This window comes from Azonexus sp., from assembly GCF_030824335.1.
GTDB lineage: Bacteria > Pseudomonadota > Gammaproteobacteria > Burkholderiales > Rhodocyclaceae > Azonexus.
The window spans coordinates 186,432-202,331 of record NZ_JAVBXX010000010.1 but is presented as its reverse complement, the minus strand read 5'-3'; the positions used below and the strand labels follow the sequence as shown (position 1 = coordinate 202,331).

The 15,900-nt window shown below is 60.9% G+C and carries 16 protein-coding genes and 1 pseudogene; 12 read left to right on the top strand and 5 right to left on the bottom strand.

Annotation, left to right across the window (positions count from 1 at the left end; all coding sequences use genetic code 11):
- From RCI20_RS07535 to nifL, 4 genes and pseudogenes are all read right to left on the bottom strand, one after another.
- Positions 1-391 (bottom strand): annotated as a pseudogene (locus tag RCI20_RS07535) (hypothetical protein); the annotation flags it as partial.
- A gap of 107 nt (positions 392-498) precedes the next feature.
- The gene (locus tag RCI20_RS07530; RefSeq protein WP_306604013.1) at positions 499-1,968 is read right to left on the bottom strand and encodes a methyl-accepting chemotaxis protein; all 1,470 of its coding nucleotides are present in this window, start codon (positions 1,966-1,968) and stop codon (positions 499-501) included.
- A gap of 90 nt (positions 1,969-2,058) precedes the next feature.
- On the bottom strand, positions 2,059-3,675 hold the full coding sequence (gene nifA / locus RCI20_RS07525; protein WP_306604011.1) for a nif-specific transcriptional activator NifA: 1,617 nt from the start codon (positions 3,673-3,675) through the stop codon (positions 2,059-2,061).
- A 16-nt stretch (positions 3,676-3,691) separates the two neighbouring features.
- On the bottom strand, positions 3,692-5,224 hold the full coding sequence (nifL, locus tag RCI20_RS07520) for a nitrogen fixation negative regulator NifL (RefSeq protein WP_306604009.1): 1,533 nt from the start codon (positions 5,222-5,224) through the stop codon (positions 3,692-3,694).
- 276 nt (positions 5,225-5,500) lie between these two features.
- On the opposite strand from nifL, the gene rsxA reads away from it, so the two are divergent.
- The 8 genes from rsxA to nifE all read left to right on the top strand — a co-directional run bounded on the left by rsxA (position 5,501) and on the right by nifE (position 12,394).
- Positions 5,501-6,079, top strand: a complete 579-nt coding sequence (gene rsxA / locus RCI20_RS07515) for an electron transport complex subunit RsxA (RefSeq protein ID WP_306604007.1) — start codon at positions 5,501-5,503, stop codon at positions 6,077-6,079.
- A gap of 15 nt (positions 6,080-6,094) precedes the next feature.
- Positions 6,095-6,622: an RnfABCDGE type electron transport complex subunit B gene (locus RCI20_RS07510; RefSeq protein WP_306604005.1), complete on the top strand. Its 528-nt coding sequence runs from the start codon at positions 6,095-6,097 to the stop codon at positions 6,620-6,622.
- 31 nt (positions 6,623-6,653) lie between these two features.
- A complete protein-coding gene (gene rsxC / locus RCI20_RS07505) occupies positions 6,654-8,192 on the top strand; it encodes an electron transport complex subunit RsxC (RefSeq protein ID WP_306604003.1) in 1,539 nt (512 codons plus the stop codon).
- Positions 8,189-9,286, top strand: a complete 1,098-nt coding sequence (locus tag RCI20_RS07500) for an RnfABCDGE type electron transport complex subunit D (protein WP_306604000.1) — start codon at positions 8,189-8,191, stop codon at positions 9,284-9,286. Before rsxC ends, RCI20_RS07500 begins: the two co-directional genes overlap by 4 nt.
- A gap of 1 nt (position 9,287) precedes the next feature.
- A complete protein-coding gene (rsxG, locus tag RCI20_RS07495) occupies positions 9,288-9,893 on the top strand; it encodes an electron transport complex subunit RsxG (protein ID WP_306603998.1) in 606 nt (201 codons plus the stop codon).
- A gap of 9 nt (positions 9,894-9,902) precedes the next feature.
- Positions 9,903-10,580 (top strand): electron transport complex subunit E, encoded by a 678-nt coding sequence (locus RCI20_RS07490; protein ID WP_306603996.1) that lies wholly within the window; start codon positions 9,903-9,905, stop codon positions 10,578-10,580.
- A gap of 11 nt (positions 10,581-10,591) precedes the next feature.
- Positions 10,592-10,864, top strand: a complete 273-nt coding sequence (locus RCI20_RS07485) for an RnfH family protein (RefSeq protein WP_306603994.1) — start codon at positions 10,592-10,594, stop codon at positions 10,862-10,864.
- 132 nt (positions 10,865-10,996) lie between these two features.
- Positions 10,997-12,394, top strand: coding sequence for a nitrogenase iron-molybdenum cofactor biosynthesis protein NifE (nifE, locus tag RCI20_RS07480; protein ID WP_306603992.1), 1,398 nt, complete (start codon positions 10,997-10,999; stop codon positions 12,392-12,394).
- Between the two features lie 11 nt (positions 12,395-12,405).
- Here the strand turns inward: nifE and RCI20_RS07475 are convergent, their stop codons facing one another.
- Positions 12,406-12,924, bottom strand: a complete 519-nt coding sequence (locus RCI20_RS07475) for a GNAT family N-acetyltransferase (RefSeq protein ID WP_306603990.1) — start codon at positions 12,922-12,924, stop codon at positions 12,406-12,408.
- A 180-nt stretch (positions 12,925-13,104) separates the two neighbouring features.
- On the opposite strand from RCI20_RS07475, the gene nifN reads away from it, so the two are divergent.
- Genes nifN through RCI20_RS07455 form a run of 4 tightly spaced genes read left to right on the top strand, consistent with a single transcriptional unit; the run spans position 13,105 to position 15,889 of the window.
- Positions 13,105-14,526, top strand: coding sequence for a nitrogenase iron-molybdenum cofactor biosynthesis protein NifN (nifN, locus tag RCI20_RS07470; protein ID WP_306603988.1), 1,422 nt, complete (start codon positions 13,105-13,107; stop codon positions 14,524-14,526).
- Positions 14,489-14,968, top strand: coding sequence for a NifB/NifX family molybdenum-iron cluster-binding protein (locus RCI20_RS07465; protein ID WP_306603987.1), 480 nt, complete (start codon positions 14,489-14,491; stop codon positions 14,966-14,968). Before nifN ends, RCI20_RS07465 begins: the two co-directional genes overlap by 38 nt.
- Entirely contained in the window at positions 14,965-15,450 is a 486-nt protein-coding gene (locus tag RCI20_RS07460; RefSeq protein WP_306603985.1) for a SoxR reducing system RseC family protein, read from the top strand. Before RCI20_RS07465 ends, RCI20_RS07460 begins: the two co-directional genes overlap by 4 nt.
- On the top strand, positions 15,440-15,889 hold the full coding sequence (locus RCI20_RS07455) for a NifX-associated nitrogen fixation protein (RefSeq protein ID WP_306603983.1): 450 nt from the start codon (positions 15,440-15,442) through the stop codon (positions 15,887-15,889). The genes RCI20_RS07460 and RCI20_RS07455 overlap by 11 nt, the downstream gene beginning before the upstream one ends.
- Positions 15,890-15,900 lie beyond the last annotated feature (11 nt).

The window sequence follows — 15,900 nt, the reverse complement described above, 5'->3', positions numbered from 1 at the left end:
GCTGCGCGGTGCCGGTGTCGGCTGCGGTCTCCGGGGCGTGATGGGCGCCAGTCACTTTGTGTGACTTGTTGCTGAAATCGTCGGCTGACACCATCGGCAGGCCGGCGATGGCAGCGTGCGTTGCCAGATCGTTCGGCAGTCCGCACGTAGCTACCGGATTGAGGCCGGATTGGCGGAGCAATTTGACGATGGTCGGCCAGTCGACCGTAATATCGTGCAGTTCGGCCTGGCTGAAGTCCAGCACCGACAGTTCGCCTTCGAAAAAATCCGGCGCATTGCCGGTCAGGTCGGCCAGGGCAGTATGCAGCTCGGCGGCATCGGCCGTGCGCAACTGCGTCTGGATGATCTTCAGGGTCGTGCCCTTGAACTGAATGGGTGAATCTTTGGCCATGCCATGCTGCTCTGCAAAAAGACAGGCAGGATTATCCCACAGGCGTTTGTCCGGCCACAGCCGAAAACTGTTTGAGTCCCGGCTGATTTGGTTCCCGCCGTCCGGCCTCAATGCACGCCGTGTTTTTCCGTGACCATGTTGTCGAGTGCGTCGATCACGCCATCGCTGCCTTTTTCCACCCGCTCGAAGGCGCTGTGGAGCATTTCCTGGATGGCGTAATCCGTTTCCCAGCCCTGGCCCATGAAGTCCATTGCCTGATGCATGTTCTGATGCACTTGCTGGTGCGGTTCGGCAATGCGCCGGAAACTGGTGACTTTGCCGAAGACGGCGACGGTATCTTCCTGCGTCAGCCATTTGCCCAGACGGCAGTTGAGTTCGTTAACCGCAACGGCTTGTGCGTTTTCCGAGTCGCCGCCACGGTTGACGGCCATGTAGCCGTTCTGTTTGTAGATGAAGTGGTCGATCTTGGCCAGTGAAGCGAAGCTGACGTCGTGCACGTAGCGGATCTGGGCCAGTGCATTGACCGAGGAATGGGCGACACCGGAAAAGCGTGCATCGAAATCGCCGATGGTCGAACAAGAGACCGAGGCGATGTCGCGCATTTCGCCCGAATTGGCGAGCATGTTCTCGGCGTCGACCTGCAGTGTGTTCATGATGCTGGAAATGGCGGCCGAGGCATTCTTGGAATCTTCCGCCAGCTTGCGTACTTCGTCGGCGACGACGGCAAAGCCGCGCCCGTGCTCGCCGGCCCGGGCCGCTTCGATGGCGGCATTGAGGGCGAGCAGGTTGGTTTGATCGGCGATGGTGGCGATCAGGCTGACCGAGCGGGCGATTTCCGCACGGTGCGCGTTGAATTCGGTAATCGCGTGGCCGGTTGCTTCGATTTTTTCGACCAGCCGGTTCATCGCGCCGACCACTTCGACGATGGCCGTACTGCTTTCCTGGGCGGCGCTGGCGTTGTCGGTGGACAGCTTGGCCAGTTCGTCGGTTGCAGCAACGATGCCGAGCATGTCGCGCTGGCTGGTGCGCATGTTCTTCAGCAGGTTTTCGGCATTCAACTGGCCGAGCCGGGAGAGCAGGTTGTTGCGCATTTCATGATGATAGTTGCGCATCAGGATGGCCAGCGACTGGTTGCCCTGTTCCACGGCCTGGCGGAAGACGCCGTGCAGGCCGGTGCTGTCGATCTGTTCGGCGAAACGGTTTTCGCTGGCAGCCTGCAGGGCCTCGCGCTGCTTGGTGAAACAGTTTTCCATCTGTTCCAGCATGGCGTTGACGTGACGGCATACCGTACCCAGTTCATCCTTGCGCTGCGTGTCGGGAATGCGCTGGCCGATGACGCCCTGGGCGATTTCGCCGGCAACGCGGGAAATGTGGTTGAGCGGCGTCAGGGCGACGCGCAGTTTGTGCAGGTAGAACATCCCGCTGCCCAGGCCAATTGCCGTCAGACAGAGAAACCAGAGCCAGTCCAGCGGTTGCCAGCCGTGGGTGGCCATGCCGATCAGCCCGGCGATGAACAGCAGGATATTGAGAAAAACGACCTCAATGACCGCGCTGGTAATGAAGGGTGAACGTTGCATGATGAATTCCTGTGTTTGCAATGGCGGATTTGCGTTGAAATCCGCCATCTTGCCTGCCGGATGTTACGAGAGTTGCTGCCCGGCTGGTGGTTAGAATTGCTTGACTTCGATATTCAGCGTCTGGATGCGATAAGCGATCTGGCGTGGCGTCATGCCGAGGATGCGGGCCGCCTTGGCCTGGACCCAGCCGGCTTGTTCGAGCGCGGTGATGACGCGTTCGCGTTCGGAGAGGTCGGGGTCGTTGATGTCGACATCGGAAATCGGTGTCGCCGGGCTGTTGACCGCAGGATTTGCCGTGCGCAGCGGGCGGGCCGAGCTGCGTTCGCGGGCACTGGGGAAACGGATCAGGTCGACGTCGATGTTGCCGTCTTCGGACAGCACGGCAGCCCGTTCCAGGCAGTTTTCCAGTTCGCGCACATTGCCCGGCCACTCATGCGAGGCGAGGCGGCGTTGCGCCATGTCGCTGAGCGTCAGTTTGCGTTTCTGGTCAGCGCCGATCTTGCTCAGCAGATGGCGGGCGATTTCCGGAATGTCTTCGATGCGTTCGCGCAGCGGCGGCAGGAACAGCGGCATGACGTTCAAGCGGTAGAACAGATCCTCGCGGAAGTCGCCCATTTCGACGGCTGTCTCTAAATCGCGGTGCGTCGCCGCGATGATCCGTACATCGACCTTGATCGTCTTGCTGCCGCCGACCCGCTCGAATTCGCCTTCCTGCAGCACGCGCAGCAGTTTGGCCTGAAAGGGCGCCGAGACTTCGCCGATTTCGTCGAGAAACAGCGTGCCGCCGTGCGCTTGCTCGAAACGTCCCTTGCGCGCTTCCACCGCGCCGGTGAAGGCGCCGCGTTCGTGACCGAAGAGTTCGGATTCGAGCAGATTTTCCGGCAACGCGGCGCAATTGAGCTTGACCAGCATATTGCGCGCGCGAGGCGAGTTGTAGTGGATGGCGTTGGCGATCAGTTCCTTGCCGGTGCCGGTTTCGCCGCGGATCAGCACCGTGGTGTTCCACTTGGCGACCATCCGTGCCTGGTCGAAAACCCGGCGCATGACGGCCGAGCGGCCAACCATGCTGTCGAAGCCGTGCTGATGGCGGACGGTGCGGCGTAGCAGGTCGCGTTCTTCGACCAGTGAGGATTTTTCCTGCGCGATGTCCATCGCCAGGCGCAGGTTCTGGCCGATCAGGTTGGCTACCATTTCGACGAACTGGGCTTTTTCTTCGAGCAGGCCGTCGTCCGGTACTTCCGGCTGGACGGTGAGGACACCTTGCAGGTTGCCGCCGACCTTGATCGGTACGGTGATCAACGGCAGTTCCGGCTGGTACAGACCGAGCCGGTTGAGAAAGCGCGGTTCATCGGAAACGCGCGCCAGCTTGATGGTGCGCGGACGCTCCAGCATCAAGCCGAGGATGCCTTCGCCGGGGCGGTATTCGATTTCGCTCGGCATCGGCATGCTGCCGGCGTGAATGATGTGGGCGGTCAGGTTACCGCTTTCCGGGTTGACCACGGTGATCATGCCGCGGCCCAATCCGGCTTCTTCATCGAGTACGCGCAGCACTTCGCGCAGCGATTCGTTGAAGGTCAGCGAACGGCTGAGTTCCCGGCTGACCGCATAGAGCGCCGCCAGCAACAGGATGTTGAGTTCGTGGGTTCGGCAGAAGCCGCCGGGCGGGGGGCATTCGTCGCCCGAGTGGATGGTGTGGTGTTCGTGCATATTGTTCTCGTTAGGCTCAGATCGGGTCGCCGTCGATACGGAACTCGACGATGGCAGCGCAGCCACCGGACGGGCTTTCATCCAGATCGATGATGCCGCCGTGGTCTGCAACGACCTGTTGGGCCCGCGACAGGCCGGTGCCGATATGTTTGCCAACCCCGCTCTTGGCCGTGAAGAAAGGCTCGAAAGCCTTGTGTCGCCATTCCTCCGGGATGCCGGGGCCGCTGTCGAGCAGCGAGATGCGGATGCAATCGTCGACCAACTGGCTGCTGATCTGCAGCTCGCGGCGCAACCAGCCCTTGACGTTCATCGCCTCGATGGCATTTTCGAGCAAGGCCTTGAACAGCATGCGCAATTGCAGCGGTCGACCGTACAAGGGCGGCAAAATCGGTGAAGGTTGCCAGTCGACCGTAATACCCGCATTGAGCAGACGCGGCGTGCAGATTTCCAGCACATCGCGCAGGATTTCATTCAGATTGACGCTGATCACCATTTCCTGCGGACTCTGCGGAATTACCTGGCGCAGCGATTCGACGTGTTCACGGCTGTTTTCCAGCGCATGCCTGAGCATTTCGGCACTGGCCGGGTCGCGGCGTTGCAGTACGGAAATTGCCGAAGCCATCACATTGAGCGGTTCTTCCAGCCGGAAAACGGCGGCCGACAAGCCTTCGCGGATGGCCGCCGTGCGTTCCTCCTCGGCCAGCGAGGCTTTCAGCGCGGCGCCACGGGCGCGTTCCTGTTCCTCGCGCAGATTGGTGATGTCGGAAATGACCAGCAGCAGGCCGGGCTGGCCGCCAGCGCAGAAATAGCTGTCGGCGCAGTCGCTGTGGATGTCGATGCAGGAGGCCGAAACCGACAGCCAGCGGGCCCGGCCGGCCGTGCGGTCCATGCGCGTTTCGCGACTGGAGAATTCGCAGCGCTCGGCATCGCCGAGCAGCGTTTCGCGCCAGCCCGGTCGCAGCAGGTCGAGCAGGTGATGCGCCGGTTCGCGCACCTGCATGTCGGTAACCAGTTTCTTGTATTCCTGATTGTCGAGCACGATGCGCCCGGTCGGATCGAGCAGCGCGAAGGCCATCGGTGCCGCGTCGATCACCGATTCGATCAGGTGTTTCTGGTTGCGTACCGTTTTTTCCAGGCGATGCAGTTCGGTGACATCGCGGTGCATGCCGAGGTAGTGGGTCAATTCGCCCGCCGGATTGAGTACCGGCGTGACCAGCAGTTCGGCCAGGTAGAGCTCGCCGCTTTTCTTCTTGTTGAGCAACTTGCCCGACCAGGGACGGCGGGCGCTCAGGGCGGTCCACATTTCGCCATACACGGTGGACGGGGTGCTGCGGTTGGAGAGCAGCGACTGGTTCTGGCCGACGATATCAGCCAGTTGGTAGCCGGTGACGCGGAGGAAGCATTCGTTGGCATAAAGAATGCGGGCCTTCGGGTCGGTAATCGAAATGGCCAGTTCGGCCTGGTTGACCGCCTGTTGATAAACCTCGGGCGGCAAAATGGTGGCCAATTCGATTGGTGCAGTGGAATGGGCGAGGGGCTGGGCCGACATGAGCAGACTCCGGAAATAGGCCACGGAAGGGCATTGGCAGTAAATAAAGCAGATTTCATGCCGCGTTGATCTGGTTCGGAGAAAGCCATTGTTTGTCGGTGTTTCGACAGTAAATCGACAAACGCGCTGTCGTCTTTGCGACATGGTTTGTGAAAAAAATGCACCATCTTGGTGAGTTTTGTCCAAAACCGATGGCTGGCGGTGCATCTGGGCTGTTGGCGGAGGGTGGCACGGCTTATGCAGTAAGCCCATCGACTTCCTTTCAGAGTTTCCAACATGAGTGAAATCCTGTTACTGCTGCTCTCCACCGCGCTGGTCAATAACGTGGTGCTGATCAAGTTTCTCGGCCTGTGTCCCGTCATGGGCGTGTCGAAGAGCGTCGATAGCGCGCTGGGCATGGGCCTTGCCACGACCTTCGTCATCACCTTGGCGGCTGGCGCCTCCTGGATGCTGGATAACTGGCTTTTGGCACCCTACGGACTGGGCTACCTGCGCATCCTGAGCTTCATCCTGGTGATTGCTTCGGTGGTTCAATTCACCGAAATGTTCATCAAGAAATCCAGCCCTGGTCTGTATCAGTCGCTCGGTATCTATCTGCCGCTGATTACTACCAACTGCGCTGTGCTCGGTGTCGCGCTGCTCAACGTGCAGCAGCAATTCAGCCTGTTCAAGAGTTTGCTTTACGGCTTCGGTTCGGCCCTCGGCTTTACGTTGGTGCTGCTGATCTTTGCCGGCTTGCGCGAACGGGTCGCGCTGGTTCGCGTCCCGGCCGCCTTTGCCGGCGCGCCCATTGCCTTTATCACCATCAGTCTGCTGGCCCTGGCCTTCATGGGCTTCTCGGGCTTGAACGTTTAAGGGAGGAAACCTCAAATGATTGCAGCCATCCTCAGCTTGACCGTGCTTGGTGCCGTGCTTGGCATCATCCTCGGCGTCGCCAACAAGTTCCTGCAGGTCGAGGGCAATCCGGTGGTCGAAGAAGTTCTCGCCATGATGCCGGGTTCCAACTGCGGCCAATGCGGTTTCCCCGGTTGTGCCGGTGCCGCCGAAGCGATTGTCGACGGTAGTGCAGCGCCAACCTGCTGCCCGCCGGGCGGCAAAGCCCTGGCCTCGGCGATTGCTGCCCGCCTGGGGCTGACCGTCGATCTGTCGGCGCTCGGCGATGACGGCCCGAAGATCGCTGTCGTTTCGGAAGAGCTGTGCATCGGCTGCTGCCGTTGCAGCAAGGTTTGCCCGACCGACGCCATCATCGGCGCCGCCAAGCAGGTGCACAACGTCTTCCGCGAAGCCTGTACGGGGTGTTCGAGTTGCATCGAGAAATGCCCGACCGAGGCGCTGGTGATGAAGCCGGTCCCGATTACCTTGCAGCACTGGGTCATGCCTCGACCCCTGACTGCCTGAACCATTGCCGAGTGAGGACAATATGGGATTCATGAAGCACTTCAAGCATCTCTTCGGCAACGACTGGGGTGTGCATCCGGAAGATCACAAACGCCCGGCGGCCGATCAGCCGGTGCGCGTGATGCCGCTACCGGCGCGACTTTACCTGCCATTGCAGCAGCATCTTGGCGGGCCGGCCCGTCCGGCCGTGCTGGTTGGTCAGCAGGTGAAAAAGGGCGAATTGATCGCCGAAGCGCAAGGCGCGGTCTCGGCGCCGATCCATGCGCCGACTTCCGGCACCATTGTCGCGGTGACGGAAATCACGGCGCCGCATCCATCCGGTCTGAGCTTGCCGGCCATCATCATCGAACCCGATGGTCTGGATGAATGGACCGAGTTGAATGCCTGTGCCGATCCGTTCGCGCTGGACCCGGCCGATATCGGCAAGCGGGTGGCGGCGGCCGGTGTGGTTGGCCTGGGCGGCGCGGCGTTTCCGGCGGCGGTCAAACTGAGTGGCGCCAAGCGCTCCAGCGTGACGACCCTGGTCATGAACGGTGGCGAGTGCGAGCCGTATTTGTCGTGCGATGACCGTCAAATGCGTGACAGCGCGGCCGGCATCGTCGATGGTATCCGCATCATGCTGCACGCTACCGGGGCCGCCAAGGCGCTGGTCGGTATCGAGGACAACAAGCCGGAAGCCATTGCGGCGATGCGTGCGGCGGCCGCCAGTTTCAGCAATGTTGAAATCTGTCCGGTGCCGGCCCGCTATCCGATGGGTTCGGAAAAGCAGCTGATCCAGGCGTTGACCGGAAAAGAAGTGCCGGCCGACGGTCTGGCTTTCGATATCGGCGTTCTCGTACATAACGTCGGTACTGCCCTGGCGGTACGGGCGGCCATTCGCGAAGGCAAACCGCTGATTTCACGCCTTGTTACGGTCAACGGCCAATGCATGGCCAATCCCGGCAATATCGAAGTGCGCATCGGGACGCTGGCCGAGGAGGTCATCGCCTTTGCCGGTGGCCTGAAGGGCGAGGGCCTGGGCTTGGCGCGGCGCGTCATGGGCGGGCCGATGATGGGCATGCAGATTCCGCACTGGCGCGTGCCGGTGGTCAAGGGCACCAGCGGCATTCTGGCTTTCGATGCGGCGGAAGTGGCGGCGCAGGCACCGGATCCGTGTATCCGTTGCGGCAGTTGCGTCAAGGCTTGCCCGATGGGTTTGTTGCCGCTGGAAATGAGCGCCCGCATTCGCGTCGAGGCCTACGACGAAGCCATCGGCCTCGGGCTCAAGGACTGTATCGCCTGCGGTTGCTGTGCTTACGTCTGCCCCTCGAAGATTCCGCTGGTCCAGTATTTCGTGCATGCCAAGGGGGAACTGGCGGCGCAGGGGCGGGCCAAGTTGCGCAACGACGCCACCAAGAAGCTGGCGCAGCAACGCCAGGATCGTCTGGCCCGTGAAGCCCGTGAAAAGGCAGAAGCCGCCGCCAAGCGCAAGGCGGAGCGGGAGGCTGCAGCGGCCGCCAAGGCAGCGGCTGAAGCATCGGGGCAAACCCAGGGACAAACGCAGGGACAAACTCAGGGAGAAGCGGCATGAAACCCGCAGAAAACGCGGCATCGCTGACGATGCAAACCGTTGCCTCGCCGCATGCGCATGGTGGCAATTCGGTCAGCCGGACGATGTTCCGGGTCCAGGTCGCGCTGCTGCCGGCGACCTTGTACGGCTTCTGGCTGTACGGCTGGCCGTCGTTCTTCCTGTGGCTGCTGACTATCCTGTCCTGCGTCGGCTTCGAGGCCATGTCGCTCAAGCTGGGCGGTGTGACCCGCATTCGGCCGACGCTGCTCGACGGTTCCGCCGTACTGACCGGCTGGCTGCTGGCAATGACCTTGCCGCCCTGGGCGCCCTGGTGGGTTGCGGTACTCGGTGGTTTTATCGCCATCGTGATCGGCAAGCAGGTGTTTGGCGGTATCGGGCAGAACGTTTTCAACCCGGCGATGGTGGCGCGTGTTGCCTTGCTGGTTTCCTTCCCGCTGCCGCTGACCTTGTGGATCACGCCATTGCCTCTGTCCGGCGCCGTGGCCCCGGATTTCGTGGCCAGCCTGCGTATCTTCCTGACCAGCCTGCCGGTGCCCGATGCGATGACCAGCGCCACCTTGCTCGGCCATGCCAAGACCGAGTTGTCGCGCGGTGTCGATCTGGCGCAAGCCTTGAGCGGCGCGCCCTTGATGTCCTGGATGGGTATGCGCGGTGGCAGTTTCGGTGAGTCGGCCGCGTTGCTGATTCTGGCCGGCGGTCTTTACCTGATGGCAACCCGCGTCATCACCTGGCATGCCCCGCTGGCCGTGCTGGCTGGTGTGGCGATTCCGGCTGCCATAGCGCACGGGGTCAATCCGGCGCATTTCCTGTCGGTTGAGGCACATCTGCTGTCCGGTGCCTTGATGCTCGGCGCCTTCTTCATCGCCACCGATTACGTGACTTCGCCGAATACCACGGCAGGCCAGATCATTTTCGGCCTGGGCATCGGTTTCCTGACCTGGGTCATCCGCAGTGTGGGGGGCTACCCGGAAGGTATGGCCTTCGCGGTGCTGCTGATGAATGCACTGACCCCGGTCATTGACCGCTTCGTCAAACCGCGGGTACTCGGTCGCGACCGCAAGGGCCGGCCCTTGGATATTCCGGAGAAAGCCTGACATGAACCTCGATACCCTGCGCGAAAAAATCGGCTACCAACCGCTGCTGCTCGGCGTCGTTGCCTTGCTCGCCAGTGCCGCCCTGGCGGTGGTTTCCGATGCGACCAGCCCTGCCATTGCCGCCGCCGAAGCCAAGGATTTGCGCGATTCCCTGTCTGAAGTGCTGCCGGCCGGCATGGCCGACAACGATTTCCTGAAAGATACGGTCGACCTCGAACAAGGCGGCAAAACCATCACGGTGTATCGCGCCCGGCAGGCCGGCGAAATCAAGGCGGCCTTGTTCAAGGTGGCTGAGCGCGGCTACTCGGGTGAAATCCAGGTGTTGATGGCGGTCGACATGGATGGCCGGACCTTGGGCGTGCGGGTGCTGAAACACACCGAAACGCCGGGCCTGGGCGACAAGATCGAGGCCAAAAAGGATGACTGGGTGCTCGATTTCAATGGCAAGTCGCTGACCGACCCGACCGAGGATAAATGGGCGGTGAAGAAGGATAACGGGGTTTTTGACCAGTTTGCCGGGGCGACCATCACGCCGCGTGCCGTGGTCAAGGCAGTCAAAGGCGGGCTGAGCTTCTTTGCTGCCCGCAAGAACGATATCACCGGCTAGGAGATGGCAATGAGCGAAAACTACGGCAAGTTGATGAAAGAAGGCCTGTGGGAGCAGAACGTCGTCTTTGCCCAGATGCTGGCGCTGTGTCCGACCATGGCGGTGACGACCAGTGGCACCAACGGCCTGGGCATGGGCCTGGCTTCAACCGCCGTGCTGGTCATCGCCAATATTCTGGTGTCGATGATTCGCCATACCGTCAGTTCGCAGGTGCGGATTCCGGTGTTTGTCGTCTTGATCGCCACGCTGGTGACGATTGTCGATATGGTGATCAATGCCTGGATGCATGAACTGTACAAGGTGCTGGGGCTGTTTATCGCGCTGATTGTGGTCAATTGCGCCATCCTCGGGCGGGCTGAAGCTTTCGCCGTGAAGAACGGCGTTGTCGCCAGTGCGGTGGATGGCGTGGCGATGGGGTTGGGGTTCACCGGGGCGCTGGTCGTGATCGGGCTGATCCGTGAGTTCCTGGGGGCGGGCACCTTGTTTGCCCAGGCCTCGCAGTTGCTGGGGCCATCGTTCGCTTTCCTGGAAGTCAAAATCAGCGGCTACGGCGGGGCCTTGTTGATGATCCTGCCACCCGGTGCTTTTGCCGTGCTGGGCTTCCTGCTGGCCGGCAAGCGGATTCTTGATCGCAAGCTGGCCGAGCGCGACGCGGCTGCAGCAAACACGGCCCCTGCGGCGGCCTGAGGAGACTGGACATGCAGATCGGTGTTGCTTATTCCGAACCGGGCCAGCAAATCTGGCTGAATATTGAAGTTCCCGATGCGTCGACCGCACAAGAGGCGATTGAGCGTTCCGGCATCCTGCAACAGTTTCCGCACATCGATCTGGCTGCGCAAAAGATCGGTGTGTTCGGCAAACTGGTCAAGCCGGATGTGGTCTTGAAGCCGGGTGATCGGGTCGAAATCTATCGGGGAATCATTTGCGATCCGGCCACCGTGCCGCGCAAGGATACCGAGGACGACGAGTAGTTCGCGTAGCGATGGCAAGTCTTGGTTTGTCGTGAATGCTACAAGCGGGAATTTGCAAAAATTCAATTAAAACAGCTTGTTGTGTGATGGCACCCATTTTGCTGAATAGGCAGCAGACCACGGGAGAAGCGCATGAAAGCCAGCGAAATCCAGGCCCTGCTCGACGAGCCAGCCTGTAGCCACAACACCAAGGAAAAGTCCGGTTGCGCCAAGCCCAAACCGGGTGCCACGGCCGGCGGTTGCTCGTTCGACGGCGCGCAGATTGCCTTGTTGCCCATCGCCGACGTCGCCCATATCGTGCACGGGCCGATTGCCTGCGCCGGGTCGTCGTGGGACAACCGCGGCACGCGCTCGAGCGGCGTCACGCTGTACAAGATCGGCATGACCACCGACCTGTCGGAAACCGACGTGGTCATGGGACGCGGCGAAAAACGCCTGTTCCATGCGATCAAGCAGGCCATCGACAGCTATGCGCCGAAAGCCGTATTCATCTACAACACCTGCGTTACCGCGCTGATCGGCGATGACGTGGAAGCCGTCTGCAAGGCGGCGACCGAACGCTGGGGCGTGCCAGTCGTGCCGGTCGACGCCGCCGGTTTCTACGGCACCAAGAATCTCGGCAACCGGCTGGCCGGCGAAGCCATGTTCAAGCACGTCATCGGCACCGCAGAGCCGGCCCCGGCCAAGCCGCGTGCCGATGGCCTGCCGACTTACGACGTTAACCTGATCGGCGAATACAACATCGCCGGCGAGTTCTGGCATGTCGCACCGCTGTTCGACGAACTCGGCCTGCGCATCCTGTGCACGCTGTCCGGCGATGCCCGCTTCCACGAAGTGCAAACGATGCATCGCGCCAAGGTGAACATGGTCGTCTGCGCCAAGGCGCTGCTCAACGTAGCGCGCAAAATGCAGGATTCCTACGGTCAACCCTTCTTTGAAGGCAGTTTCTACGGCGTGCAGGACGTTTCCAACGCGCTGCGCGATTTCGCCCGCCTGATCGGCGACCCCGACCTGATCGCCCGTACCGAAGTCGTCATCGCCCGCGAGGAAGCCAAGGCGCATGCTGCGCTCGAACCCTGGCGTGCCCGCCTGAAGGACAAGCGCGTGCTGCTGTACACCGGCGGCGTCAAGTCGTGGTCCATCGTCTCGGCGCTGCAGGATCTCGGCATGAAGGTCGTCGCCACCGGCACCAAGAAGTCGACCGAGGAAGACAAGGCACGTATCCGCGAGTTGATGGGCGAAGACACCAAAATGATCGACGACGGCAGCCCCAAAGCCTTGCTATCGACCTACCACGAATACAAGGCCGACATCCTGATCGCCGGTGGCCGCAATCTCTACACCGCGCTGAAGGCCCGCATTCCCTTCCTAGACATCAATCAGGAACGCGAATTCGGTTATGCCGGCTATGACGGCATGACTGAACTTGCCCGCCAGCTGGCATTGTCGATGGAAAGCCCGGTCTGGGCGGCCGTGCGCAAGCCGGCACCGTGGGCCAAGGGTGTTTCGGGGGCGGTGCTGGCGGCTTGATCGGGGGTGTCTTAGTTACCGGTCGCGCCAAAGCCTTCATGGAAGGTGACGGTGCCTCGCGGCAAGCCATCGACGAACGACAGTGCAAAAACGAATTCGGCAGGCACGCCCTCGACCATCAGGCCGGGGGCGTTGTCGAAACCGAATTTTCGATAGTAGTCCGGGTGCCCGACCAGGCAACAGCCGGCTGCGCCTAATGCGCGCAAGCGTGCCAGACCTTCCTCTATCAGTGCCTTGCCGATGCCCCGGCGCTGGCAGTCCGGTCTTACCGACACCGGGCCAAGTCCATACCAGCCTGTGCTGCTATCGGAAATGTCGACTGGCGAAAAGGCCACATGCCCGACCACCTCGCCATCGACCTCGGCAACCAGCGATATGCTCAAAACCCCGGCAGCCCGCAGCGCTTCAACAATGAATTGCTCGGTATGGTTGCTGATTTCCAGTGGCGCAAAGGCTGCACTGGTGATCGCGCCGATGGCGGCGATATCGGCAGCGGTTTCGTTACGGATGTAGATGCTTTGTTCGGTCATTTTTGGCGGCTTCGTAAATATGCTTGGTGACAGGGATTCTATGTTGGATTGTTCCGTGCGGTGGTCTTTTGTCGGATTAATGACACACGCCATGTCTTGTTAAGTTTTTGTTATTAAACATTATTTGTTCTGGCTCGTTCCTTGCTGATATGTGTGCAATCTCAATGAGGCGATGTCCAAATGGCCGAAATCATCCATTCCAAGAAGGCGCTGGCGGTTAATCCGCTCAAGGTCAGCCAGACTATTGGTGCTTCGCTGGCTTTTCTCGGGCTGAATCGCAGCTTGCCGCTGATGCATGGTTCGCAAGGGTGCACGGCGTTCGGCAAGGTGTTCTTCGTGCGCCATTTCCGTGAGCCGATTCCGTTGCAGACGACGGCGATGGATCAGGTGTCGACCATCATGGGCGCCGATGAAAACATCATCGAGGCCTTGCGCACCTTGTCGGAAAAAAGCCAGCCGGACGTGATCGGCCTGGTGACTACCGGCTTGTCGGAAACGCAGGGCACGGACATTCATCGTTCGGTGCGCGAGTTCCGGGCGGCGTTTCCCGAGTTTGCCCATGTGGCCGTGGTGCCGGTCAATACGCCGGATTACGTTGGTTGCCTGGAAAGCGGTTATGCGCTGGCCATCGAGTCCCTGATCGAAACCTTGGTGCCGGAAAGCCAGTGCGCCGGCAAGCGGCCGAAGCAGGTGAATGTGCTGGCGTCGGCGATGCTGACGCCGGGCGATATCGAGGCGATCAAGGAATGGATCGAGATTTTCGGCCTGCGTCCGGTCGTCGTGCCGGATATTGCCGATTCGCTGGATGGGCATCTGGTCGAGGCCGAATATTCCGCGCTGACCATCGGCGGTACGCCGCGTTCGGAAATCGAGATCATGGGCGAGTCGACCGCAACATTGGTGGTCGGCCCGTCGCTGTACAAGGCCGCGAACCTTCTGAAGACGCGGACCGGGGTGCCGGATTACCGTTTTGAAGGCTTGATGGGGCTGGACGATTGCGATGCCTTTACCCAGGCGCTGGCCGAGATTTCCGGCAAGCCGGTGCCGGAAAAGATCGAGCGCCAGCGCGCCCAGTTGCAGGATGCGATGGTCGACAGTCATTTCATGACCGGTTTTGCCCGTGTCGCGCTGGCCGCCGATCCCGATCTGCTTGGCATGCAGACGCGTTTCCTGCTCGGTATGGGGGCGGAGATCGTCAGTGCCGTCAGCCCGCATCGGCACGAAAGTCTGGCCGGGCTGGCCATTGAAAAAGTCATCGTCGGCGATCTGGAAGATCTGGAAATTGCTGCCCGGGCTGCCGATGCCCAACTGGTCATCGCCAATTCCCATGCCGTTGAAACAGCGCGCCGTTTGGGCTTGCCCTTGTTTCGGGCCGGCTTTCCGCAGTACGACTACGTGGGCGGTTACGCCCGCACCTGGGTGGGCTACCGCGGATCGCGGCAGACCTTGTTCGATCTCGCCAACCTTATGCTGAGCCAACACCATGAACTCGAACCCTATCGATCAATCTACTGGGACGAATCACGAAATGAGTCAAACAAAGGTGAGCACGCCCGAGAACACCATGTCATCGCGTCGACTGCAGCTGGTCTGGTCCATTAAGCAGGCGCCACAGGCTGTGATCAAGGTCGCCTTCGCCTCCACCGATCGGACTCGCGTCAATCAGCACTTTGGCGCTGCCGAAGGCTTCGTGATCTACGAAGTGACGCCTGAAAGGGCAACGCTGGTCGGCGTGGCTGAATTCGCCGAAGAGGCGATGGATGGCAATGAAGACAAGCTGGCCGCCAAGGTCGATTTTCTTGAAGGCTGTGCGGCGGTCTATGTCATGGCCATCGGCGCGTCGGCGATCAAAAAATTGATGGCCAAGGGCATCCAGCCGATCCGGGTGAACGAAATTGATGCGGTCGACGAGCTGCTGGGTGAAATTTCCCGCGCCATGAGCGAAGGCGGCGTCGCCTGGATCGATCGGGCGGTTGCTGTACAGAACAAGCAGATCGCCGGGGATCGTTTCGCCACCATGGAAGAAGAGGGGTGGGAAGGATGAACGCGTCGATCAGCAAGACCTCGATGGTGGAACATCGCGGCATCGTGCAGCAGGTAAGCGATGGCATGGCCATCGTCGCAATGGAAACCAGTGGCTGTTCGTCCTGCGGTCAGGGCAGCAGTTGCGGCATCGGCAAGATGGCAGCCGGTCGGCCGGCCACTTTGCTGACGCTGCCGGTCAGCGCCGATATCAAGGCGGGTGATCAGGTCAGCATTGCGCTGCCGGAAAGCCGCCTCACTTTATCCGCCTTGCTCGGTTATCTCTTTCCCGCCATCGCCATGCTGATTGGCGCCTGGTTGGGTGCTGCTTTCAATGGCAGTGATCAGGCTACTGCCCTCGGGGCCGTACTCGGTTTTATTGGCGCCCTCGCCATTGCCCGTCTCGTTATCGGTTTGATGCCCGGCTTGATGCCGGTGCCGCAACTGATTCCTTTATCCAGTCAAACCCAAGTTTCCCAACAGGAGTTCCACCATGAGCACTGATCCCATCTTCGAAACCGACTTCGTCAAGGAAATGGCCCGCCAGATGCGCGCGCTGGATACCTATGGCACCTACGCCGGCTGGACTGTCGAAAAAATTCTCGACCCCTACATCCTGACCAAGGAGCGGAAGGCCAACATTCCGTTGATCGGCGATCCGGACGACGAGACCATCTCGCGCGTCAAGGCGTTTTACAACGCGATTGCCGTGTTGATCGAGAAGGAATGCAAGCTGCTCGCCGTGCCACTGGTGCACCTGACGCACGAAGGTTTCGGCCGCGCCATCATCACCGTTGGCAAGCTGGTTGCTGTCGAGAAGACCCTGCGTGACGTGCATCGCTTCGGCTTTCCCAGCCTGTCCAAGATGAAGGATGACGCCGACAAGCTGCTCGGCATTGCCCTCGAACGCATCGGTCAGTATCCGACCGTCGCCGGGCTGTAAGGACGGAGGGC